General features: G+C 51.5%; 23 protein-coding genes. 6 read left to right on the plus strand and 17 right to left on the minus strand.

Going from position 1 to position 22,726, the window contains the following annotated elements; genetic code table 11:
- Positions 1–32 precede the first annotated feature (32 nt).
- The 5 genes from H924_RS11055 to purD form a co-directional block, all read right to left on the minus strand.
- Positions 33–926, minus strand: a complete 894-nt coding sequence (locus H924_RS11055) for a phosphoribosylaminoimidazolesuccinocarboxamide synthase (protein WP_015652036.1) — start codon at positions 924–926, stop codon at positions 33–35.
- A gap of 246 nt (positions 927–1,172) precedes the next feature.
- Positions 1,173–1,322 carry a hypothetical protein gene (locus H924_RS14390; RefSeq protein WP_169330526.1) on the minus strand — a complete coding sequence of 50 codons (150 nt, stop codon included), beginning with the start codon at positions 1,320–1,322 and terminating at the stop codon, positions 1,173–1,175.
- 390 nt (positions 1,323–1,712) lie between these two features.
- Positions 1,713–3,152, minus strand: coding sequence for an adenylosuccinate lyase (purB, locus tag H924_RS11060; protein ID WP_211208130.1), 1,440 nt, complete (start codon positions 3,150–3,152; stop codon positions 1,713–1,715).
- Between the two features lie 34 nt (positions 3,153–3,186).
- Entirely contained in the window at positions 3,187–4,296 is a 1,110-nt protein-coding gene (locus H924_RS11065) for a pyridoxal phosphate-dependent aminotransferase (RefSeq protein ID WP_029703044.1), read from the minus strand.
- Between the two features lie 70 nt (positions 4,297–4,366).
- Complete coding sequence (gene purD, locus H924_RS11070) at positions 4,367–5,632, minus strand: phosphoribosylamine--glycine ligase (protein ID WP_015652039.1); 1,266 nt, start codon at positions 5,630–5,632, stop codon at positions 4,367–4,369.
- A 121-nt stretch (positions 5,633–5,753) separates the two neighbouring features.
- On the opposite strand from purD, the gene H924_RS11075 reads away from it, so the two are divergent.
- The gene (locus H924_RS11075; protein WP_015652040.1) at positions 5,754–6,167 is read left to right on the plus strand and encodes an HIT family protein; all 414 of its coding nucleotides are present in this window, start codon (positions 5,754–5,756) and stop codon (positions 6,165–6,167) included.
- Here the strand turns inward: H924_RS11075 and bioD are convergent.
- Positions 6,147–6,722 carry an ATP-dependent dethiobiotin synthetase BioD gene (bioD, locus tag H924_RS11080; RefSeq protein ID WP_015652041.1) on the minus strand — a complete coding sequence of 192 codons (576 nt, stop codon included), beginning with the start codon at positions 6,720–6,722 and terminating at the stop codon, positions 6,147–6,149. The genes H924_RS11075 and bioD overlap by 21 nt on opposite strands.
- Positions 6,723–6,795: 73 nt before the next feature.
- On the opposite strand from bioD, the gene H924_RS14225 reads away from it, so the two are divergent.
- Together H924_RS14225 and H924_RS14230 are read left to right on the plus strand one after the other, a co-directional pair.
- Positions 6,796–6,933: a hypothetical protein gene (locus tag H924_RS14225; RefSeq protein WP_015652042.1), complete on the plus strand. Its 138-nt coding sequence runs from the start codon at positions 6,796–6,798 to the stop codon at positions 6,931–6,933.
- Positions 6,934–6,988: 55 nt separating this feature from the next.
- Positions 6,989–7,129 (plus strand): hypothetical protein, encoded by a 141-nt coding sequence (locus tag H924_RS14230; protein ID WP_155861957.1) that lies wholly within the window; start codon positions 6,989–6,991, stop codon positions 7,127–7,129.
- Between the two features lie 436 nt (positions 7,130–7,565).
- On the opposite strand, the gene H924_RS11085 is transcribed toward H924_RS14230, so the two are convergent.
- From H924_RS11085 to H924_RS11105, 5 genes are all read right to left on the minus strand, one after another.
- A complete protein-coding gene (locus tag H924_RS11085) occupies positions 7,566–8,912 on the minus strand; it encodes a sensor histidine kinase (protein WP_318532990.1) in 1,347 nt (448 codons plus the stop codon).
- A gap of 185 nt (positions 8,913–9,097) precedes the next feature.
- On the minus strand, positions 9,098–9,805 hold the full coding sequence (locus tag H924_RS11090; RefSeq protein WP_015652044.1) for a response regulator transcription factor: 708 nt from the start codon (positions 9,803–9,805) through the stop codon (positions 9,098–9,100).
- Positions 9,806–9,914: 109 nt separating this feature from the next.
- Complete coding sequence (locus H924_RS11095; RefSeq protein ID WP_015652045.1) at positions 9,915–10,670, minus strand: MerR family transcriptional regulator; 756 nt, start codon at positions 10,668–10,670, stop codon at positions 9,915–9,917.
- A 43-nt stretch (positions 10,671–10,713) separates the two neighbouring features.
- Positions 10,714–11,748, minus strand: a complete 1,035-nt coding sequence (locus H924_RS11100; RefSeq protein ID WP_015652046.1) for an alanine racemase — start codon at positions 11,746–11,748, stop codon at positions 10,714–10,716.
- Entirely contained in the window at positions 11,745–13,484 is a 1,740-nt protein-coding gene (locus tag H924_RS11105; RefSeq protein ID WP_015652047.1) for a pyruvate dehydrogenase, read from the minus strand. Before H924_RS11105 ends, H924_RS11100 begins: the two co-directional genes overlap by 4 nt.
- Before the next feature lie 207 nt (positions 13,485–13,691).
- Between H924_RS11105 and H924_RS11110 the strand changes: the two genes are divergently transcribed.
- The 3 genes from H924_RS11110 to H924_RS11120 are packed head-to-tail and all read left to right on the plus strand — an operon-like array spanning position 13,692 to position 17,066.
- Positions 13,692–15,194 carry an MFS transporter gene (locus tag H924_RS11110; RefSeq protein WP_015652048.1) on the plus strand — a complete coding sequence of 501 codons (1,503 nt, stop codon included), beginning with the start codon at positions 13,692–13,694 and terminating at the stop codon, positions 15,192–15,194.
- Positions 15,184–15,714 carry a TetR/AcrR family transcriptional regulator gene (locus H924_RS11115; RefSeq protein WP_015652049.1) on the plus strand — a complete coding sequence of 177 codons (531 nt, stop codon included), beginning with the start codon at positions 15,184–15,186 and terminating at the stop codon, positions 15,712–15,714. Before H924_RS11110 ends, H924_RS11115 begins: the two co-directional genes overlap by 11 nt.
- Positions 15,715–15,740: 26 nt before the next feature.
- On the plus strand, positions 15,741–17,066 hold the full coding sequence (locus tag H924_RS11120) for an MFS transporter (protein ID WP_015652050.1): 1,326 nt from the start codon (positions 15,741–15,743) through the stop codon (positions 17,064–17,066).
- On the opposite strand, the gene H924_RS11125 is transcribed toward H924_RS11120, so the two are convergent.
- The 6 genes from H924_RS11125 to H924_RS11150 all read right to left on the minus strand — a co-directional run bounded on the left by H924_RS11125 (position 17,063) and on the right by H924_RS11150 (position 22,715).
- Positions 17,063–17,878: a Cof-type HAD-IIB family hydrolase gene (locus tag H924_RS11125; protein ID WP_015652051.1), complete on the minus strand. Its 816-nt coding sequence runs from the start codon at positions 17,876–17,878 to the stop codon at positions 17,063–17,065. The two genes, H924_RS11120 and H924_RS11125, sit on opposite strands and share 4 nt — an antisense overlap.
- Before the next feature lie 80 nt (positions 17,879–17,958).
- Complete coding sequence (locus H924_RS11130) at positions 17,959–18,390, minus strand: hypothetical protein (protein WP_015652052.1); 432 nt, start codon at positions 18,388–18,390, stop codon at positions 17,959–17,961.
- Between the two features lie 91 nt (positions 18,391–18,481).
- Complete coding sequence (gene efeB, locus H924_RS11135) at positions 18,482–19,750, minus strand: iron uptake transporter deferrochelatase/peroxidase subunit (RefSeq protein WP_015652053.1); 1,269 nt, start codon at positions 19,748–19,750, stop codon at positions 18,482–18,484.
- Positions 19,751–19,752: 2 nt separating this feature from the next.
- Entirely contained in the window at positions 19,753–20,901 is a 1,149-nt protein-coding gene (gene efeO, locus H924_RS11140) for an iron uptake system protein EfeO (RefSeq protein WP_015652054.1), read from the minus strand.
- Positions 20,894–21,754: an iron uptake transporter permease EfeU gene (efeU, locus tag H924_RS11145; protein ID WP_015652055.1), complete on the minus strand. Its 861-nt coding sequence runs from the start codon at positions 21,752–21,754 to the stop codon at positions 20,894–20,896. The genes efeO and efeU overlap by 8 nt, the downstream gene beginning before the upstream one ends.
- 568 nt (positions 21,755–22,322) lie before the next feature.
- Positions 22,323–22,715 (minus strand): hypothetical protein, encoded by a 393-nt coding sequence (locus tag H924_RS11150; RefSeq protein WP_015652056.1) that lies wholly within the window; start codon positions 22,713–22,715, stop codon positions 22,323–22,325.
- Positions 22,716–22,726 lie beyond the last annotated feature (11 nt).

Below are 22,726 nucleotides of genomic sequence, written 5' to 3' on the forward strand. Positions count from 1 at the left end.
AGGAAATCCCTTCAGGCCTTCGAAAAACAAGGTTAAACGCAGCTACCGATCCACTCGGAGAACTTCTTGCCAGAAATTAGTTCATAAGCTTCAACATAACGATCGCGAGTTGCTTCAATTACTGAACCAGGCAGGGCTGGAGGCGCAGAACCATTGTTCTTATCCCAACCGGACTTTGGCCCGGTGAGCCAATTGCGTACAAACTGCTTATCAAAGCTGGGCTGGACAGTGCCGGGCTCATAACCTTCTGCCGGCCAGTAACGGGAAGAATCCGGGGTGAGGACTTCATCTCCTAGAACAAGATCGCCATTTTCATCGATACCAAATTCAAACTTGGTATCAGCCAAGATAACGCCGCGCCCGAGAGCAACTTCTGCGGCTTGGGCGTAAATCGCAATGGAAGCATCGCGGAGCTGGTTGGCACGAGCTTCACCGAGGCGTTCTTCAACAACGTCAAAAGAGACGTTAATATCATGGTCTCCGATATCAGCCTTTGTTGCTGGGGTGAAGATAGGCTCAGGCAGGCGAGATGATTCCACCAGGTTTTCCGGCAAGGAAACACCACAAACAGATCCACTTTGCTTGTACTCCTCCAAGCCGGAGCCGGTGAGGTAGCCACGCACCACACATTCAAAGGGAAGCATATTGAGCTTCTTGCAGACCATAGCGCGACCCAAGACCTCTTCGGGGATGCGGATATCGTCGATATCGCCAGCCAGGTGGTTAGGGAAGTTAATAGTGTCAAAGAAGAACTGGCTCATCGCAGTGAGTACTCGACCCTTGTCAGGAATTTCGGTATCAAGGATAAAGTCGTAGGCCGAAATACGGTCAGAAGCAACCATGAGAATGTGCTTCTCATCGATTTCGTAGATTTCACGAACCTTGCCTGCGGACAAGTGCTTGTACTGGGAGAGTTCAGGACGCATGATAGTGAAGTCTAGACCTCATTGAGGTGTTCGGAAAATTGTAGTGCGTTATTTAGTATTAAGAGCTTCAAAAGCCACTCACATCTTTCCAAGGCTATTCGAACAAAACTTAAGCAATATTCAGTAAAAACTAAATAAAAATCAAAAAAGACGAACACCCTCTCATGGAGAGTGTTCGTCTTAAGTGTCCCCAGCTAACCGGAGTTAGCTGGTCCCAATACCGTTAACCCGAAGGCTAACAAGTGATTAGGAGGAAGCGGACTCAAGGGTATCGATGAAGCCCTGAACGCCTTCAACGCCAGCGCCTAGGAGGCCGGAAACGCCGTTGAAGCCAGCGCCAACAAGGCCGGTGATACCGTCGAAGATGGACTGTACGAGTGCGAAGATCTCAGTCATGGAGAATCTCACTTTCTATGTTCGCCAGGCTCTTGCTGCCTGACTGGGATGACTCAAGTGTGGCCTAAAACGCCAAGCCCATGCAACCCTCCCCTCAAAAATCGGCCAGTTTTTGAACACCGTTCAATTGGTGTCAAATAGATACCTTTAAGGGCAACTGCGTTTTATTCATAAGTAAAAATTTATCTAAATTTTTTTCGAAAAAGGCCAAAAATCACCAAAACTTAAGCTAATTTCTCAGATTTGATGTCGTTTTTTTGACACTTTTTGGTCATCTATTAGCTACCTATTTGCCCAAAACTGTCCAAAACTGTCCCCAAGCTCTCCCTAAAACAACAAAAATCGGGTTGTTAGTCCGTCAAGGACTAACAACCCGATCGTTAAAAAGCTTTAGAGAATCTCGCCTGGACGGTACTCAGCGGCGCCGGGGTGGGCGTCGACAAGCTTCTGAATGCGGTCAAGCACGCGCGCAACCTGAGACTCCGCAGCACCAATAAAGGCGTGGCGGTCGGCCAAAGCTGCTGCGAGGTCATCCTCAGTCATTGGGAGACGCTCATCAGCGGCCAGTCGCTGGATCAGATCCTGTCCGCCACCGTTTTCCCGCATGTTTAGCGCCACAGCCACGGCGTTTTCCTTAATTACCTCGTGTGCGGTCTCGCGGCCAACGCCGGCACGCACAGCTGCCATGAGGATACGGGTGGTTGCCAGGAATGGCAGGTAACGCTCAAGTTCGCGCTCGATCATGGCTGGGAAGGCGCCAAATTCATCAAGCACTGTTAAGAAGGTCTCAAACATGCCGTCGATGGCAAAGAAAGCATCTGGCAGGGCAACGCGGCGGATAACGGAGCAGAATACGTCGCCTTCATTCCACTGCTGACCGGAAAGATCAGCAACCATGGTGAGGTAACCGCGCAGAATAACCTGCAGGCCTCCCACGCGCTCACAGGAGCGAGCGTTCATCTTATGAGGCATGGCAGAGGAACCAACCTGGCCTTCTTTGAAGCCTTCGGTGACGGTCTCATTGCCAGCCATCAAGCGGATGGTGTGGGAAAGAGAGGAAGGACCTGCACCCAGCTGTACCAATGCGGAAACAGCGTCAAAGTCGAGGGAACGTGGATAAACCTGGCCGACGGAGTCGAAGACACGATCAAAGCCAAGGTGCGCGGCAATGCGGGTCTCCAGCTCTGCCAACCGAGCTTCATCGCCATCCATTAGATCGAGCATGTCCTGTGCAGTACCCATTGGACCCTTGATGCCACGCAGTGGGTAACGCTGCAAAAGTTCAGATACGCGCTCAATGGCAACCAGCATTTCATCGGCTGCGGAGGCAAAACGCTTGCCCAAGGTAGTGGCCTGAGCTGCCACATTGTGGGAACGACCAGCCATAACCAAGCTTTGGTACTGCGCGGCGCGGGAACCAATGGCCGCAACCACGGCGATACCCTTATTACGGACGAGTTCCAAAGAGCGGTGGATCTGGAGCTGCTCCACGTTTTCAGTGAGATCGCGTGAGGTCATTCCCTTGTGGATGTGCTCATAGCCAGCCAGTGCATTAAATTCCTCAATGCGGGCCTTCACATCGTGGCGGGTGACGCGCTCACGGTCTGCTATGCTGCCCAGATCAACTTGGTCAATGACAGCTTCATAGGCAGTAATAGCTTCGGCTGGGATCTCTACGCCCAGATCTTTTTGGGCTTTCATCACGGCGATCCAAAGCTGGCGCTCCATGATGATCTTCTCTTCCGCACTCCATAGGTTGGAAAGTTCCGCGGAGGCGTAACGGTTCGACAGGACATTTGCGATCTTCTTTTTATCAGCCACGCAAATTATTATTCCCCACGAACCGAAACTAACCTAGTCGCATTTACTTTTTAAGGAATTCCCCAATGCGGCGTACACCCTCAAGGGTGTCTTCTTTGCTGGCACACAGGCTCAAACGGATCCATTTGTGGCCTAATTCGGGATCAAAATCTACACCCGGCGCGACCGCTACCCCGGCCTCCTCAATTAATTGCTGAGCCCAGACTTCAGAGTCCTCGGTGTACTCGGACACATCCACCCACAGATAAAGGCCGCCATCCGGGTCGGCGAAAGTGCCCAACCCGATTTCCGGAAGCTTTTCGACGAAAACCTCTCGCGCCTCGCGGTAGGCCTCCACATGTTCATCCAATTCGGCGGCAGCTTCCAAAGTAAAAGCTGCGCGACCTGCTGCTTGCCCAATGGCTGGTGCACACAAAGCTAGGGATGCCTGCAGATTTTCAATTGGAGTAATCAACTCATCTGGCACAATGATCCAGCCCACGCGCCAACCGGTCATGGAAAAGTACTTGGACAGAGTTCCCACCACGATGGCGTTTTTGGAGAATTGATGTGCCGTTGCCAAAGGACGGCCAAAGCTCATGCCGTGGTAATCCTCATCGGAGATTAGTACTGCATCATTGTCATCACACCAGGCTGCAATCTTTTCCAACTCAGCTGGATCAATAATGGTGCCAGTGGGATTGCCGGGGCTGGTAACAATGACGGCCTTGGGCTTATGAGGCAGCTCTTCCAACATTTGTGCAGTGGGCTGGAAACGGGTTTCCGCAGTACAACGCAGGTTGAGGATCTTCGCACCTAAGGATTCCAAAATATTGCGATAGGCGGGGTAGCCCGGGGTGGACATGGCTACATAATCGCCATGATCCAAGGTGGCCAAAAATGCTGCCACAAATCCCCCGGAGGAACCAGTGGTGACAATAACGTTGTCTGCACTGGTTTCTACGCCATAGGTTGCTGAATGCCAATCGGCAACGCGCTCACGAAACTCCCGGTCACCGACAACTTCGGTGTAGCCTAAGGTGCTGGAGCGCAAGGCGATTTCAGCTTCATTAATAACTGCTTCCGGAGCGCCCGTGGTGGGCTGCCCGGCACAGAACATAATGGTGTCTTTGCCTTCACGCTTGCGACGGTGGACTTGGTCCAGCATTTGCATCACACGGAAGGGTTGAACATTACTTCTTTGGCTTGGCTTCATAAAGGACAAGCCTAACTGGCTTCGCCTTTTAGATCGAGATTCGACCCTCAACTGCGGGTAATGCGATATCAGTGCGGTAGTGGCTACCGTCTAGCTCAATATCCTTGATGGTGGCATAAGCATTATCACGTGCTGCCTCCAGAGTTTCACCCACGCCAATAACGTTGAGTACACGGCCACCTGCAGAGACCAGCTCACCATCAGCATTAAGCGCAGTGCCTGCGTGATAGATATTGTCGGCATCGGCGTTGCGGATAACATCGCCGGTGCGAGGTGCCTCTGGGTAGTTGTGGGATGCCAAGACGACGGTCAGCGCGTAGCCATCTTGCCATTCCAGAGGTGGCTGCTCAGCCAAGGTGCCCTGCGCGACGGAGTTGAGCAGTCCGGCCAGAGGAGTCTTGAGCAGGGCCAATACAGCTTGGGTTTCTGGATCACCAAAGCGACAGTTAAATTCCACCACGGCAGGACCCTCCTTACCCCAGGCAATACCGGCGTAGAGCAGGCCGGAATAAGAGCAACCGCGAGCCACCATTTCCTGTGCCACTGGTACGCAAATCTCATCAACAATGCGCTGGACGCCATCAGCTGGTAGCCAAGGAAGGGGAGCGTATGCGCCCATACCACCGGTGTTGGGGCCTTCATCATTGTCAAAGACACGCTTGTGGTCTTGAGCTGGCAGCAAAGGAATTACGGTTTCACCGTCAACCAGGCAGAAGAGGGAAACTTCTGGGCCGTCGAGGAAGGATTCCAAAAGCACTGGGTTGCCACCTTCGAGGACGGCGTCAACGTGGGCGCGGGCTGCGGCACGATCGGGCGTTACGACGACACCCTTGCCAGCTGCCAGACCATCATCTTTAACAACCCAGTTTGGACCAAAATTATCCAATGCAGCTTCGATCTCAGCATCGCTCGCACCTGGCTGGATGGCCTCAGCAACAGCGGTCTTTACCCCACGCGCTGCCATAATGTCCTTGGCAAAAGCCTTGGAACCTTCAATTTGAGCAGCATCTTGGTTGGGGCCAAAAACGGCAAAACCGGCAGCGCGCAAAGCATCTGCAACACCTGCTACCAAGGGGATCTCAGGGCCGATAACTACCAGGTCAGAGTTAAGTTCCTGAGCCAGAGCGGTGACCTGTGCTGGATCATCAGCCTTGATTTCAGGGTGGACGGTGGCTAGCTTGCCAAGTCCAGCGTTGCCAGGAGCAACATGAAGGTCAGTTGTTGCAGGATCGAGGGAAAGTCCACGGAGGAGGGCGTGCTCACGGGCGCCCGAGCCGATTACCAGAATGCGCATGGTTGTTGAGTTTATCCTGCAAAACTTATTCAGAGCTATTCCTGTTTATTAAGCATGAAATCTAAGGGCGGATCTTTGCGTCGAAAAGCGCTGGTGCCCTGTTCGGTAGTACCCTAAATATATGGCTTCCGTATTCACGAAAATTATTAATGGCGAGCTCCCGGGGCGCTTTGTCTACCGCTCTGAAAATGTGGTGGCATTTTTGTCCATTGAACCGCTCACTTATGGCCACACCCTCGTGGTTCCGGTGGCTGAGGTTGATCGCTGGACCGATCTTCCCCAAGGCATTTGGGCGGAAGTAAATGAAGCAGCCCAGCTTATTGCTAATGCAATTATGAAAGCTTTTGATGCGCCACGCTGTGGATATATTATTGCGGGCTTTGATGTGCCCCATACCCACATCCACCTCTTCCCTACCGACAAGATGGCTGACTATAACTTTGCCAATGCGCTGGCAGCTGATGCCACCGATCCAGCCAAGATGGATGATGCTGCAGCTCGCATCGCCCAAGCTTTAGAGGGTTTGGTCGACTAATTCCGCTACTGCCTTATCCAAGGCAGGAAAGCCGAGATTGTGCACCAGCGCGCCGAAGTCTGCACTGCTGAGCGCACCGGCGCCTTTGGGAACCGCTCCTAAAAAGGGCACCTGGGAGATTTTCTCAAATTCTTTAAGGTTTAGCCGCGTTGCCAAATCTGGCGCATTGTCTATTGAGCCACCTAGCAGCCCAATTACTGCAAGCTGCCGGTGGCGGGCAGCTTCCACTGTTAACTCTGCAGCATTAAGACTGCCCAAGCCGGTGCTGGTCACAATTAATAAGGGTGCATCCAATTCGCGGGCGAGATCAGCGATAGTAAATTCTGCCCCCAAACGCACCAACAATCCGCCTGCGCCTCCAATAACAACCAGCCTCTGTGGTGCATCTTGATCTTTAAGCCAGCTGATCAAAGCTGCAGGATCTAGCGGTTCTGCACATTCCTGAAGTGCTGCCAAGTTGGGTGCCAAAGGATCACGGTAGCGTATCCATTCTTTCCCCTTAAGACCAGTGAGTTTTTCAATGGTGAAAATATCCAATGGAATTTTGCTGATCACTGCACTCGCCGCGCTGTGACTGTTTATCCTCCCACTGCAACACCGCGATGCAAGCCCAGCTGAGAAAAAGAAAGTGCTGGGTTCTATCCCTATCTTTATTTGCTCCACTGCTTTTGGGACCTTGCAGGGGCAAACCTATGGCGTATTAGCTGTTTATTCCCAAGAACATGTGGACCGCATGTTGGGTTCTTTTGAGGTACCTACTGCTTAGTCACCGTCCCTCAATCCCTTTTATATCCTGGCGTTTTCTAACCTTAGCAATGGGAATGTCTCTTGCCGGCACGATGTCGGAGTTTTATGATCCTTCAACGCCTGCCACGGAAGTGAGATATTTTGCCACTGTAGCTGGTGCCACCATCGCGATTGGCGCTGCAACGCTACTGCTCAGCCTGCGCAAACCGGCCTAAGCCCTCACGCCACAAAGCGTTGCCAGACCTCGCGGTTTGGCAACTCCATTTTCTAAGGAACCACTAGTCATTGCGTCCAGATCACGCTTATCGACGAAGCGATGCTCTAAATTGAAGCAGCTTCCAAATCAGGATTACTCAGTTTTTCCTGATAAAAATTCTGTTTAAAATGCAAAAGCCTCATCTGCCTTTTGAGGTTTTTCATCTTCTGCATAAGTACCGCTTCTTGTTTTCAAACACGCAATCAAAAACAACCACGGATGCCTTTACCTTTGTGATGCCACGGGTTACGGCCTTTGAGACTGGTAAAACTCTTCTCCAAAAACTAAAGCACTTGATCCCACGCAAGCTTTCCGCGCGATCCTAGCTTTGGATGATAAACAGAAAGCAGCTGCACATTTTCAAAAATGTGCAGCTGCTTTAGTTTTTTAAGCGCTTATTCAGCAGCGGGCAATATGATGCTAAACACTGTGCCTTTACCTAGCTCACTGTCCACGGTGATGGTTCCGCCATGGCCTTCAACCAGAGACTTAGTAATAGCCAAGCCCAAGCCAGAGCCGCCGGAAGCACGGGATCTCGAGGTATCAGCGCGGTAGAAGCGTTCGAAGATATGCTCCGCGTCTTCCTTCGACATACCCACACCATTATCGATGACCAGGATCTTCACCTTGTCATCAGCGGTTTCTACCTGAATATTTACCTCTGCTTCAGGACCACCATGGTTAAGCCCATTGGCAACTAAGTTGGTAAGCACCTGATGCAAGCGGGTGGGATCACCCTCCACCACCGGAATATTTTCTGATCTATTAGCCACATTCACGGTGCGGTCTGGCCACGCAGCCTTCAAGGAACCACGTACTGCCAGTGCCAGTTCGAGCATATCGACGCGATGCTTTTCCATTTGCTGACCTTCGGCACGAGTTAATGAAAGAAGATCCTCCACCAACACACTCATACGCTGGGCCTCTCCACCAATCTTGGACAGCACCCAATCAGCGTCTTGAGTCGCTCCTGAGGAATAGAGCTCCGTAAAGCCCTTTACCGAGGTCAATGGAGTGCGCAGCTCATGGGAGGCATCGCCCACAAAGCGACGCATCTGTGCCTCTTTTTGCTGCGCATTCATAATTGAAGTCTGCAGCTGTTCCAACATGATGTTGAGGGCATTGGCCAATTGTCCAACTTCAGTTGTCATCGGCCACTGTGGAACACGCCTATCTAGTTCACCGCCAGCAATTCTGGAGGCGGTTTCTTCTACCTCGCGCAGCGGCTTCAAAGAACGTCGCACCAGGAAGAATGATCCGATCAAGATCGCAATTAGAATCAGCACACCGATGACCATTTGGACTACCACCAAGCGATAAAGCAGTGTGGACTCGCGACCCATGCTTTTACCAACCACGGTAATCACATCGCCGTTTTTGGCAGCCATAACGCGCCAGTGTGTGGAAGATGCTGAACCTTCGGCAGCTTCTACAGTGTGTGGACCTGTACCAATGGTGGTTTGTCCGAGGTCAGGGGCAGATTCAGCATCGTTGAAAATGATGCTGGATCCATCGGGGAAAACCTTAGCTACGTAGTAGTCGCTGGGCGGGCCTTGGCGAACACCATCAAAGTTAAAAAGCTCAACATTTCTGACCCACGTGCCCATGGCAGATTCCAGATCCTGATCCATGCGGGTATAGGAGACTTCACGCATCAAGCTCGACACGGCAACTGCGTTCACCAAAAGGCCAAGGCCTGCAATACCTACCACCAGCAAAATGATGCGGGTACGCAATGGCATTGCGCGGCCAGCGGTTCGAATTGGACCTACTTTTGGCTCAGCAGTGGCCGGGGTGCCTATCCCATCATTATTTTGAGACACCTCGGTGGAGTCGGAGACAGCGGAGTCGGTATCTTTTGCGCCAAAGTTTGAGTTTTTATCTAGGGCAGCAACATAAGGATTTTCCATAGGTCAAAAACCGACCTTTAAGAACGTGGGGTACGCAGTACGTATCCAACGCCTCGAACGGTCTGGATTAGCTGTGGCTCATGGGTATCAACCTTGCGACGCAGGTAGGAGATGTAGGACTCCACCACGTTGCCATCGCCACCGAAGTCGTAATGCCATACGTTGTCCAGGATCTTCGCCTTGGAGAGCACAACTTCAGCATTCAGCATGAGGTAGCGCAGCAGGTTGAACTCGGTAGGGGAAAGATCAACGAGCTCGCCAGCTTTGGTGACCTCGTGGGTCTCATCATTGAGGGTGAGGTCTGCATACTGCAGGGTTGCAGAAGAGTTCTCTTCGATGGTGCCACCACGGCGCAGGATGACGCGCAGGCGAGTGATTACTTCCTCCAAGGAGAAAGGCTTGGTCACATAGTCATCGGCACCGATGGTAAGACCATGAATGCGGTGCTCAACGGCATCTTTTGCAGTCAGGTATAGAACTGGGCTGTCCAGACCTTCGCCGCGCAGCTTGCTGAGCAGTTCGAAGCCGTCCATGCCCGGCATCATGACATCGAGGATGTAGGCATCCGGACGGAATTCGCGGGCGATCTTGAGGGCTTCATTGCCATCGTTGGCAGTCATCACAGAGAAGCCCTGGAACTTCAGGCTTACGGTGAGCAGTTCAACAATGTTGGGCTCGTCATCAACAACAAGGACGCGGATTTGTCCGTCGGCTTGGTTTTCCATTTTTTATCTCTTCCAGATGGGAATGATCAACTTCTACATAGTCAACACCCTTGAACTGCACCACTACTGGTTACTAACTGTGAATGTACTGAGAGAGTTAAAATGTGATTTATTCCCACTCCACAGCTTCCAGATCCACGCCCTCAGACTGCGCCCAAGCTTCCACCAAACTGCGCAAATAATCGGCTTGATCTTGGTAAGTCTGATTAAAACGCGCATCTTCGACATACATGCGCGCCAAAATTACCTGCTTGCTGGCACTTACCGGATACCACTGGCCAATGAGGCCACGGTGGGTGCGCGCGAGGTTGTTGCCCGCTGGCGAACCTGGTTTAACACCCGCAGTGGCGGCGTCGACAAGCATTTTTATGAAGTCCTCGTGCGCGGCTTTGGCAGCCTGCATATCGTCCTTGTCCATGGAGGAAAGGACCTGCTGAGATTGCTCCCATTCCGCGGTGTTACCCCAACGCTCGAAGGCTTCTTGCTGGTACTTGGGCATATCTTCACCAAAAATTTCGATTTGCTCGCTCACGCTAAATTGCTCCTGTTGCAAGATTTCATCTACTGCGCGGACCATCCGATGCAGCTGACTGATCTGATCTTTAAGCAGTTCGCGTTGCCGCAGCAGATGCTGCTGGGCAGTTTCTGGTTGCTCCAGCAGCGCTGCGATCTCCTTTAACGGCAGGCCAGCGGCCCGATATACCAAGATCTGCAATGCTTTTTCCAGATCTTCCTCCGTGTAGAGGCGGTAATCGCTGCCGCTGCGCCACTGGGGAGACAACAACCCGATATCATCCCAATGCCGCAGGGTACGAGTAGTTAATCCGAGTAGTTGAGCGGCTTCGCCAATGCTTCGATCAGTCATGGTGATAGTTAAGTCCTTGACGTCGCGTTAAGGTCAAGCCGTTTTAAGAATTTTGACCACGCGCCACCACTGGCCAGCTAGTTTCTTCCCCAGCTACATAAACGCGATCCACCAGATTAATCACATTGCAGGCATGGTTGGGAATCACCTCAAGCTGCGCGCCAATCTTGGGAAGTTCCAGCTCAGCTGGCCAAAAGAGGGTGGCATGATGTTCTGAAAGCGCACTAATTCGCAGGTCTGGATGACCTTTAACAAAACCGTGTCCATTAATCCACGTAGGTTTATCAGTGCTCAGAATTTTGCTGCCCGCATCTACAATCACCCGGCGGTCTGCCACATTGCGGCTCACCACCGTACTCAACACGGTCAGCGCAATATCCGCCTCCGTGCATGCCCCAGAATCCAATTGCTGAGCATCATTAAATGTATAAACACCCGGTCGCATTTCATCAATGCCCCTGGTCAAGGCCGCCGTAGGTGAGGAACCACCAGAGCTTAAACCCCCACCAAGCTTTTCGACGCACGCCTGCAGGGCGGTAGTTTCTGCTAGTGCCGCGCCGGCAGCGTTGCCGGGACCATAAGAGTGTCCGGGGAAGGTAAAAACACCGGCATAACGCTCACCTAGTGCAGCGTGGATTTCTGTTAATTCAGCAGAATCGGGCAACACTCCACTACGCCGGTGCCCACAATCGACCTCAATGAATGCCTTGATATCGGCGCGTACCCCCACTAGATTTTCCGCAGCTTCTACCGAATCCACCCCAATTGTCACCGCACCGGGCAGTGCATTTAAACGAGCCTTAGCAGCGGAGCCAAGATGTAGTGGATAAGCGATAAAAATATCGTGGAACCCGGCGCGCGCAAACACCTCTGCTTCACCGATGGTGGCGCAGGTAATCCCCTGCGCACCAGCAGCCACCTGCAGCTGGGCGATTTCGGGAATTTTATGTGTTTTAACATGCGGACGCAGCTTGATACCTTTATCCGCTGCTAGCTGTGCCATCCGAGAAATATTGGAGAGCAACTGCGGGCGATGGATAAGGACTGCTGGAGTTTCTAGGGAAGTGTGTGCGTTCATGGTTTTGGAATATTACGCAGGTTGGAACGTGCCAAATCCAACATGGCTCCCACTCCGCCCCCAAAGACAGTGCGTGTTGCTGCCTTGCTAAAGCCCATTACTTGTTCCCAGGTAATGGTTGGTGGAATAGATAGTGCATTGGGATCGGTGACAACATCGATAACCACAGGTCCGGGGTAAGCCAAAGCTTCAGCCAATTGCTCACGCACCTTCTTGGGATCTGTAATTCGCACCGATTTAATACCGGCGGCAGCGGCAATATCAGCAAAGTTGACCTGCTCATGGTCGGTGCCAAATTCAGGTTGTCCCTCTACCAGCATTTCCAGTTTGACCATGCCCAAGGAGCTGTTATTAAACACCACCGCCTTGAGCGGAAGTTGGTGCAACTTCACGGTGAGAAGTTCTCCCAACAGCATGCCCAGGCCACCATCGCCACACATAGCAATTACTTGGCGTGTGGGATCTGCAGCTTGGGCGCCAATGGCATGTGGCAGCGCATTGGCCATGGTGCCGTGACGGAAAGACCCAATAAAGTCCCTGGTACCGGCGGGATTGTTGATATAGCGTGCCTGCCAGACATTGCACATGCCAGTATCTACGGTAAAAACGGCATCTGGAGCTGCGAGCTCATCAAGAATGTCAGCAACATATTCGGGGTGGATGGGAGTGTGCTTGTCTACTTTGTGGGTATAAGCCTCCACCACGGTGCTTAGTTTGTGCTCATGTTCTTTGAGCATGCGATCAAGGAAGGAACGATCAGTCTTTTCCTCAATATGGGGCAAGATATTTTCAATGGTTGCTGCAACATCACCGGTAACTGGGTATTTCACAGTGGTACGGCGGCCAATGTGGGAGCCATCAATATCTACCTGTGCCACATTGTCTTTGGGCAGGAAGGCTGAATAAGGAAAGTCTGTACCCAGCAGAATCAAAAGGTCTGCTTCATTGGAGGCGTCCACGCAGGCGCCATAGCCCAAAAGGCCAGACATTCCCACGTCAAAGGGGTTGCCGTGTTGGATATATTGCTTGCCACCCAGTGCGTGACCTACTGGGGCTTTAATTTTTTGAGCTAGGTCCAGAACCTGCTGGCGCGCATTTTTTACACCGGCACCACAGAAGAGGGTGACAGAATCTGCCTCATTAATGGCTGCAACCAGGGCTGCTGCCTCAGTTGGGTCTGGGAACGCAATGGGGCGCGCAGTAGAAATGGTGGAATTTACATAGGTTCCATCACTGGCTTCTTCTTGGGCAATATCACCGGGGATAACCATAACGGATACGCCTTTACCCGCCATGGTGGATTGGATGGCTTGGTGCAAAACGCGTTCGCCCTGTTCCACACTATTGACCATTTCGCAATAGCCAGAGCATTCCTTAAAGAGGATTTCAGGGTGGGTTTCTTGGAAGAAGGTAGAGCCAATTTGCACGCTTGGAATGTGGCTGGCGATGGCTAGCACCTTGGCACCATTGCGGTGGGAATCATAAAGTCCCTGGATAAGGTGGGTATTTCCAGGACCACAGGAGGCAGCGCAGACTGCTAGTTCGCCGGTAATTAACGATTCCGCGCCAGCAGCAAAAGCTGCCGCTTCCTCATTGCGCACGTGTACCCATTCAATTTCGGATTGGCGTACCGCATCAACAATGGGGTTAAGACTATCGCCCACGAGGCCATAAATTCTTTTGACACCCTGCGCTTCAAGAGTGTCAATCAATTGTTCTGCGTAGCTGTGTGCCATATGCACTCCCTCGATTGATCAAGCTGTGGAATTTGTAATTCTTACGCTCCCAATTGTGCTCTTCCTTTTCTGATCCTGCCACAGATAACGCCCTTAGCAGTACATTTAGCCCGCAATAGTGCATACCTGCAGCATTTAACGTGTGCTTTAAAGCTGCGGAGGAAGGAGAGTTGAAACTGTACCGACCATTCGTTACAGTTTGACCTTGTGAACCTCACCACCAAGGAAAGCTTCCCAGCAAGCTACACACCGCAAACCACCCCAGCCCAGCGCTGGGGCTTTTTGGCGGTTATCAGCACGGGACTTCTGCTCATCGCGCTCGACAATTCCATTCTTTATACGGCACTGCCGGTTCTGCGCGAACAGCTCCATGCCACCGAAACCCAATCCCTGTGGATTATCAACGCCTATCCACTCATGATGGCTGGTTTATTGCTTGGTACTGGCACCCTGGGCGATAAAATCGGTCACCGCAGAATGTTTCTCAGTGGCCTAAGTATCTTTGGTTTAGCCTCCCTTACTGCAGCTTTTGCTCCCGGCGCCGGGGCGCTGATCATTGCCCGCGCTTTCCTCGGACTAGGCGCCGCGGCCATGATGCCTGCCACCTTGGCACTTATCCGCCTTACTTTCCGCGATGAACGCGAAAGAAATACCGCCATCGGCATCTGGGGTTCAATCGCAGTTATTGGTTCAGCGCTTGGTCCTATCGTCGGTGGCCTGCTGTTGGAATATTTCTGGTGGGGCTCAGTCTTTCTTCTTAACGTCCCCATCGCAGTGATTGCTCTCATCGTGACGCTGGCCGTAGCACCTCCCAATATCGCCAATCCAGAGAAAAAATGGGATTTCCTCTCCTCTTTCTTTGCGCTGCTCACCTTGGCATTCCTCATTATCGCTATTAAAGACGCCGTCTCCCCTACCCGCAGCCTGCCTCTGATAGCGCTCGCCGCTGGAATTTCCTTGATAGCAGCGGTCAGCTTTGGCTGGCGCCAAAAAAGGATTCAAGAACCGCTTCTCGACGCCTCCCTGTTCCGGGATCCACTGTTTAGCGGAGGCGTGATCGCCGCGGGCTTCGCGATGTTCACCATCTCTGGCATAGAAATGACCACCTCCCAGCGTTTCCAACTATCCCTCAACTTCACCCCACTTGAAGCTGGGTTATTGATGCTGCCCATCGCTTTCGGCAGCTTCCCCATGTCCATTATCGGGGGCGCCAACCTGCACCGATGGGGTTTTAGAAATCTGCTCAGTGGTGGATTCCTTTCCTCATCCTTAGGCATCACACTGTGTATCTGGGGAACCACCCACAACACTGCATTAGCCTTTTTTATCTGCGGGTTATTCTTTATCGGAATCGGCACCGGAGCTGTTTTTGCGGTTGCCTCCACGGCGATTATTGGCTCCGCACCTGTATCCAAAGCCGGAATGGCTTCCTCCATAGAAGAGGTATCCTATGAATTTGGCACCTTATTATCGGTAGCAATCTTGGGTAGCCTCTTCCCCGCCTTTTATGCCCGATTGGCTCCAACCGAAGTGGCAGATAATTTTTCCGCTGGCGTACACGATGAAGTTTTTGGAGCAGCAGCTCGCGCTGCCTTGGATTCGGCCTATAACAATATTTTGTTCATCGCCTTAATGTGTGCCCTTCTTGCCGCCGTACTTACTGCGATTTTCTTCCGTGGAAACCCTAAAGGAACAGCTCATGCGCACTAGTAAAAAAGAAATGATCCTGCGCACTGCCATTAATTTTATTGGCGAGCACAGTATCGACTCCTTAAGTTATGATTCCCTCGCAGCAGCAACCGGCCTATCCAAATCTGGTTTGATTTATCATTTCCCCAGCAAACACGAGCTTTTATTGGGAATGCATGAACTCCTTGCCGCAGATTGGGAAGCCGAACTCACCGCCATTGCCGGCGATTCCTCCGACCCCATGGAGCGCCTGCGCGCAGTTGTCATCACCTTGACCGAGAATGTTTCGCGTCCCGAACTCCTTTTGCTTATCGACGCGCCCTCCCACCCCGATTTCCTCAGCGCTTGGAGGCGAGTCAACCGTCGCTGGATTCCAGAGGCCACAGGCCTCGAAAGCAGCGCACAACAGCGCGCAATTTATTTGGTGCAACTTGCCGCCGATGGCCTTTTTGTCCATGACTACATTCACGATGAAGTCCTCCAGTCTGCCCAGCGCCAGGCCATGCTGGAGACAATTTTGGATCTCATCCCCAGCAAATAGGGGTTTTCTACCCTAAAGTCTTAGCCATGACTGTCACGGCTACGGAGAAAACTACATCAAAAGCCCCCATTATTTCCTGGGCTTTTTGGGATTGGGGTTCAGCATCTTTTAATGCAGTGCTGGTGACTTTCATATTCTCGGTTTATCTCACCGAGTCAGTGGGTGTGACTTTGCCTGCAGGTTCCAATGCGACCTCGCTTTATTCCACGGCTGTGGCTATTGCTGGTGTAGTGGTGGCTTTGGTGGCACCAGTGATGGGCCGCCGCTCAGATATTCGTGGAACCCGACGTAAATCTCTGCGGATCTGGACAATGCTCACTATCTTTATGATGTTTTGTCTCTTTGCCGTTAAAAACACTGACCCTAGCTATTTCTGGTTGGGCGTAGCCCTCATGGCATTGGGCAATATTGCCTTTGAATTTGCCGAAGTGCAGTACTACGCCCAGCTCAGCCAGATTTCCAACCGAAAAAATGTCGGTAAGATCTCCGGCTTTGGCTGGTCAATGGGCTATTTCGGGGGCATCATTTTGCTCCTGCTGTGTTATTTCGGATTTGTCGCAGGTGAGGGCGAGAGCCGAGGATTCCTCAATTTACCCATAGCCGATGGTTTAAATATCCGCATGGTCGCTATTTTTGCCGCCTTGTGGTTTTTAATTTCCGCCATTCCAGCGCTGCTGCGGGTACCGGAGATCCCCGCCCAGGTAGAAGCCGATAACCAGCCAAAGGGAATTATCGCAGCCTATGCCGATTTATTGCAGCAGATTAAGCAGCTGTGGAAGCGCGATCCTAATTCTGTCTTTTTCCTCATTGCTGCAGCTGTATTCCGCGATGGTCTCGCCGGTGTATTTACCTTCGGCGCCATTTTGGCAGTCTCGGTTTATGGTCTTTCTGCTGGCGATGTTTTGTTATTTGGTGTGGCAGCCAATGTGGTTTCTGCTTTGGGAGCTATCGCAGGTGGCTTTTTAGATGACAAAATAGGACCAAAACCCATCATTATTGCCTCGCTGGTCCTGATGATCATTGACGCAGTTGTGCTCTACTTTGTTTCTGGTCCACTGAGCTTTTGGATCTTTGGCCTCATCCTTTGTGCCTTTGTTGGACCGGCACAGTCGGCGTCGAGAAGCTTTTTGACACGCCTTTCCCCCGAAGGCCAGGAAGGCCAGCTCTTTGGCCTTTATGCCACCGCGGGACGCGCGGTGAGTTGGATTTCGCCCGCGCTTTTTGGCATTTTTGTCGCCTTCAGCGGCACTGATCGCAGCGGTGTTTTAGCGATTGCACTGGTGCTTTTGCTTGGTGTGGTTTTGCTGCTGGGGGTTAGACCCCCGCAGCATGCTTCACAACCGCGCACCTAGGCGTCGATAAGCTCCAAGGTGATAAATGCCTTGCGCAGACCGTCTTGGTCAACGGCGTCGGTGACCAAATCCGCTGCTGCTTTAAGAGAATGGGAGGCATTGCCCATGGCAACGCCATAAGCGGCTGCCTCAAAAAGCGAAAGATCCTCATCGCTATCACCAAAGGCGATGGTGTCAGCACGATCGACGTTGAGGTACTTCAACAGCTGGTCAACGCCGATCTTCTTATTAACGGCAACTCCGATAGTGCCAAAAAGTGCACCATGAGTGCCACCCCAGGTGGTGTGTTCCAAATCAGGAAATGCCTCACGGGCAGCCTGTAGATCTTCTTCGGAATTGAAGATATAGCTGATCTTATTTACATCATCGCGCTGCAAACTCTGATTCCAAAACATCTGTGGATACATCTCATCAACGGTGACTGTGGACTTATCTGACAGCTTGGCTAAGACAGGCTCCGCTGCCGTGCGAAAATTACGGCTGGCATAAAGTCCATTATTGGATTCCAAATAAAATTCCAGGCCACGATCATAAAGCCACTGACTAATTTTTGTAGTTTCTTCGCCAGAGAGTCTGCGGTGGAAAACAGATTCCTGCGCGCTTTCCACATAACCGCCATTGGCCCCGATCAGGCCATCAACGCCGATGCCCCAAAGTTCTGAGCTCACCTCAGCGCTACTGCGACCGGAACTTAAATAAACACGGTGCCCATTGGCGCGGGCCTGACGGATTGCCTCAATAGCCGAGTTCGGAAGTTCATTGGAGTAGTCCACGAGAGTGCCGCCGATGTCTACGAAAAGTAACTTTCCCATGCCATAACTTTACGCGCTTAAAGCTAGCGGAACTGTGAAAAACTGATTTTCCACTTAGTTTTTCAAACTTTGGGGGTCCTTTAGCCTGCTGCTTTACTCACCAACCCTCGCAGCTTTGCCTCAAATTTATCGCTGATCGCCAAAACTGCATAAGAAGTGGGCCAAAACTCCCCATCATCTAAAAAGGCATCTTCATTAAAACCAATTGATCCATAACGGGTGCCAAATTTTGAGGCTGGTTGGTAGAAAACCACTACCTTGCCATCACGGGCGTAGGAGGGAAATCCGTACCAGGTTTTGGGATCAAGATGTGGTGCTTCTTCCCTAACCACGCGATGCAGCAATTGGGCAATTTCTTTATCAGAGCCTGCTAAAGCTTCGATGGCAGCAGTACAATCAGCTGCTTCCCTTTCCTTCTTTTTAGTTCCGGTTCCCCCGGCTGCAGCAGCGCGTAATTCAGCAGCGCGCTGCTGCATATCTTCAATTTCTGCGGGGCTAAATCCTGAGCTCATAATTCCTTACTCCCCTTCATTTTGCTGGATTTCTACTCACGCCCAGCTTAGAGAAAAGGGCGCTTCCTCTGTGGCAGCGCCCTTGAATGATCTAGCTATTAAAAAGTTGCGAACCCCAGTCTTCGCCATCTTTCAGTCCACGGGGACAAGCAAAAATGGCCTTGGATTCATAACGTACATATTCATTCATGCGGTCATTGCGAGCGAGTCGCATCTGAATAGGAATGAAGGTCTCATCTGGATTAGCCGAAAAGGCAATAAAGAAGAGCCCCGCCGATAGATGCCCAAAAGTGTCCGAGCCTTCCACAAAGTTATAAGCGCGGCGCAAAATACGAACACCACCATTATTTTCTGGATGTGACAAGAACACATGAGAATCCACCGGAACGGCAGGCTCACGACCATAAATCAGGTTGAAGGGAACCGCTGCAAATTCTTGTTCCGGATCATCTGAGGTACCAAGTGGTGCACCAGAAGAACGGAATCTCGCAAAAGTAGCCTGCTGTTCGCCTAAGTTTTGACGATCCCATAGTTCTAGCAACATGCGGATACGGCGGGCACATAAATAAGAGCCACCATTCATCCAATCAGCTTCATCGGCCCATACAAATTCTTGGAGATCTTTAGTTTCATCAGAACGGATATTGCGGGTGCCGTCTTTAAAGCCAAAGAGGTTACGCGGCGTGGATTGTTCTGAACCAGTTGAGCTGGCTCGGCCATATCCAAGCTGTGACCAGCTCACCTCTACCACTCCACTACCTGCACGTACCAAGTTTCGGACTGCATGCACTGCAACCTGAGGATCATCAGCGCAAGCTTGAATGACAATATCGCCATCACAAAGTTCTTCGCGTAACTGATCGCCTGGGAAGGTGGGCAAAGGGTTGAGGTGGACCGGCTTTTTGCCTTCTAACCCAAAGCGGGCGTCGAAAAGCGTCGGACCGTAACCGATGGTAACGGTAAGGTTTTGCGCACCGAGGTCATGCGCCTCGCCGGAATCGACGGGGACGCTGTACTCGTTTTCCGCGCCCTCTTCCGCAGCTGGCAGCCCCTGCGTCATTCTTTCTGCCATTTTTGACCAGGTGGTGAGCATGTTTTTTAGCTCATTGGCATCTTCAGTGAGCACATCGAGGGCCACAATATGCAGGTGATTTTGTTGCGCCGTGGTGATTCCAGCTTGATTTGCACCGCGGAAAGCAATGGTGAACTCGCTGGAATCTTGTTCGGTGACCTGGGATAAAGCCACTGCTCCGCCACCTCCTGCAAGGACGCCAACGCCGGCGCCAATGCCCATGGCAGCCAAAAAGCCGCGGCGGCTTACGCCCTTGGAGGATTCATTCTCATTGATGTTTTCAGACATAACTATTCAGAAATTACGCTTTGTACCTTAGAAACTTCTTCGGTCAGGTGATCAAGCGCGGTGGACAGAGCCTTGCGCTCAGTGTCATCTACCTGGTCATAGCTGACAAATCCATCACCTTCGCGGTGCTTGTCCAGCTCTTCCTGCACAGCATCAAAGCGAGCATTGATCTCAGACAGCATGCCTGCCTTGCGCTCTTCCAAAGGCTTTTCCAAGGATGCAATAGCCGCACGGCTGCCATCTAGATTGGCCTGGAAATCATAGAGGTCAGTGTGGGAGAAAATGTCTTCCTCACCAGTGATCTTGGAGGTTGCGATCTCATCCAACAGGCCTTGAGCGCCAGAGGCGATTTGAACTGGAGTGAGCTGAAATTCTGCGGAGTTCACACCGTCGACAAGCTCCTGCAGGTCCTTGGACAGCTGATCGGCAAGCTGTTTGGTGTTATCGGTGATCGCACCATTAACCCAAAGGTCTTTTTCAATGGCGTGGAAACCGGTCCAGGTATCGCCCTCTGCCAGGTCAGCTTCACGCAGGTCAAGGCGGGGATCAAGATCGTTGGGGAAGGATTCTGCCACTGGTTCAATGCGCTCATAAGGAGTACGTACCTGTGCAAAAAGGGATTTAGCCAGCTCTACATCGCCAGCATTAATGGCATCAACAAAGGCAGCGCTGACACCTTGCAGGTTCTCGGTTTGGGAACGTACATAGGAGGTGTAGCTATCGACTGCTTCGGTTAGTGCTGCATCACCCTCGGTCGAGTTCACAGAATCACCGGTGACCTGCAAGGTTCCAGTAATACCATCGCCCACCATGCCGGGCTTGCACAGAGTGGTGTATTCGCCGGCTTCTTGGAATTCCACAACCAAGGTGCGGGAAGCTCCAGGTCCAATGTTTTCCACTTCGCCCAAAACACGTCCGCCACTGGTCATAATGTAAAACTCATTGGTCTTGGTACCGTTGTTGACCACGTTGAAGGTGGTGGAACCAGTGGAGAGATCAGTGGTTGCTACTGCACAGGTGGTGTCATCTGCTTGGACATCAATGGTGGAAGCACCAACAGCTGCCTTATCAGCACAGCCAGCCAGCAAAAGGGAGAGTGCCAGGGCGGTCGGAACTGCGCGGAGGGAAAGGGAAACAGAACGCTTAGACATTATTGTGGGTTACTTTCTCTGGAGCTGAAGTTTCAGGAGTTGCAGGTGCTGTCTTTTTAGGAGCTGGCTTATTTGAGCGCAGGAAGAGGTACATCACGATTACCAGGTATAGCGCCCAAGCAATAAAGGACAGTGCCGTTGGTTGTGGCACAAAGTTGAATACGCCTTCAATGGCAGTTGCAAACCACGTACCCGGAACCAACACGGAGGAGATATCAAAGGCATAGGTGTGCAGACCAGGCAAAACTCCCGCTTCTTGGAGGTCGTGAATGCCATAGCGCAAAATTCCGGCGGCAACCAGCACCAACATGATGCTCAAAATGCGGAAAAGCTTTCCGATGTCCACGCGAATTGCACCCTTGTACATCAGGACACCGATGATCACTGCCACTGCGATACCAAAAGCTAGGCCAATAAATGGAGTGCTATTGCTGGAAGTGACGGAATCAAAAATCAAAAGGATGGTTTCAATACCTTCACGGCCAACAGCCAGAAAAGCGACAAAGAAGACAGCCTTAGGTCCCACTGCTGCTTCCATACGGCCTTTAAGTTCTGCCGACATATTCTTGCCAGCTTTGCTCATCCACAGCAGCATCCAGGTAATCATGGCGACGGTTACCAGGGAGGCGATGCCACCGATGAGTTCTTGGCCTTGGGTGGTGAGAGTTTTGGTTCCAAAGTGCAAGATGGCGAAGCTGATTGCGGTAAAAACCAGCGCTGCAGCTACACCGCCGAAAAGGAAGGGACGTTCATTTTTACGACCAGTCTTAGTCAGATACGCCGCCAGGATGGTAACCACCATGGTGGCTTCCAGACCTTCGCGCAATCCGATGAGGAGATTGGCATAAAGCACGAGTGCCTCGGTTCAGTAGGAAAGCAGACCACAGAAGATGAGCACTTAGGCAAGGCCATCTAAAGTTAATGTAGCCTATCTTTAGTGAATATTAATAGGGATTGAATGTAGTGCATAGGTCGCAATATATGCAATAGGTTTTTAGGATATTTCCCATTTCGGGGGTCTAACCTGCATTTTCTACCCCCATAAGCAGACATAAAACACGGAACATAAGTATCCGATTTTCGCTATAGAAATTCGGCTATCACTTTTTCAGAGCTGAAAGCGCCTGCAGTTTCGCGTCGAAAAGCACCGTGGTTTAGCCCCCACTAACCCGCACCTGCCCTGCTACCCCATTAAAAATCCCCAAGACCTTTAAGGTCTTGAGGAAAATGAGCTGGAGATGGGACTTGAACCCACAACCTACGCAATACGAATAGTATGTTTGTGCTAGTTGTCATTAAGTCATAAGTATTGTCTTTCTGGCTCAAATATTGCGTTGACCTGCTGTTTTCATGCAACATTAGGGGCGATTACTGGAGTATCATCTCGAACAAAGTTATGAGTAAGTTATGACTTGGTAGGGCTATTCCACCGTGTCGAACTGCGCTAAAAGTTCGACTACTTCACGCCAATTATGGCCGTAGCGGGTAGACTCCCCCGCCGCTTCAATTAGGTGTACAGACTGCAAACGAGAGTGCACCTCGTCTAATTGCCAGTTATCGTGAGTGGCTTTCTGGAATTCAAAAAGCCAATGGCGCAACACTCTTTCAATGTGGTGTGTCTCGTCCTGGTGCGCTAAATCCTTTTTCCCACGCCTAAGCCGCTCGTCTGCCCACTTATTCAACGCTACGGCTATCGCTTGGGCGGTCTGTTTGGCCTGCTCGTCGGTGCAATAGTTTTCATTCCAAGCAATAATCAGGCCTATCAGTGCCGCTTCAATATCGTTCGCAGTGAACGTCTTTACTGGTTTTGTCATATCCCCAACCA

Origin of the sequence: Corynebacterium callunae DSM 20147 (assembly GCF_000344785.1) — a bacterium.
Classification (GTDB): Bacteria; Actinomycetota; Actinomycetes; order Mycobacteriales; family Mycobacteriaceae; genus Corynebacterium; species Corynebacterium callunae.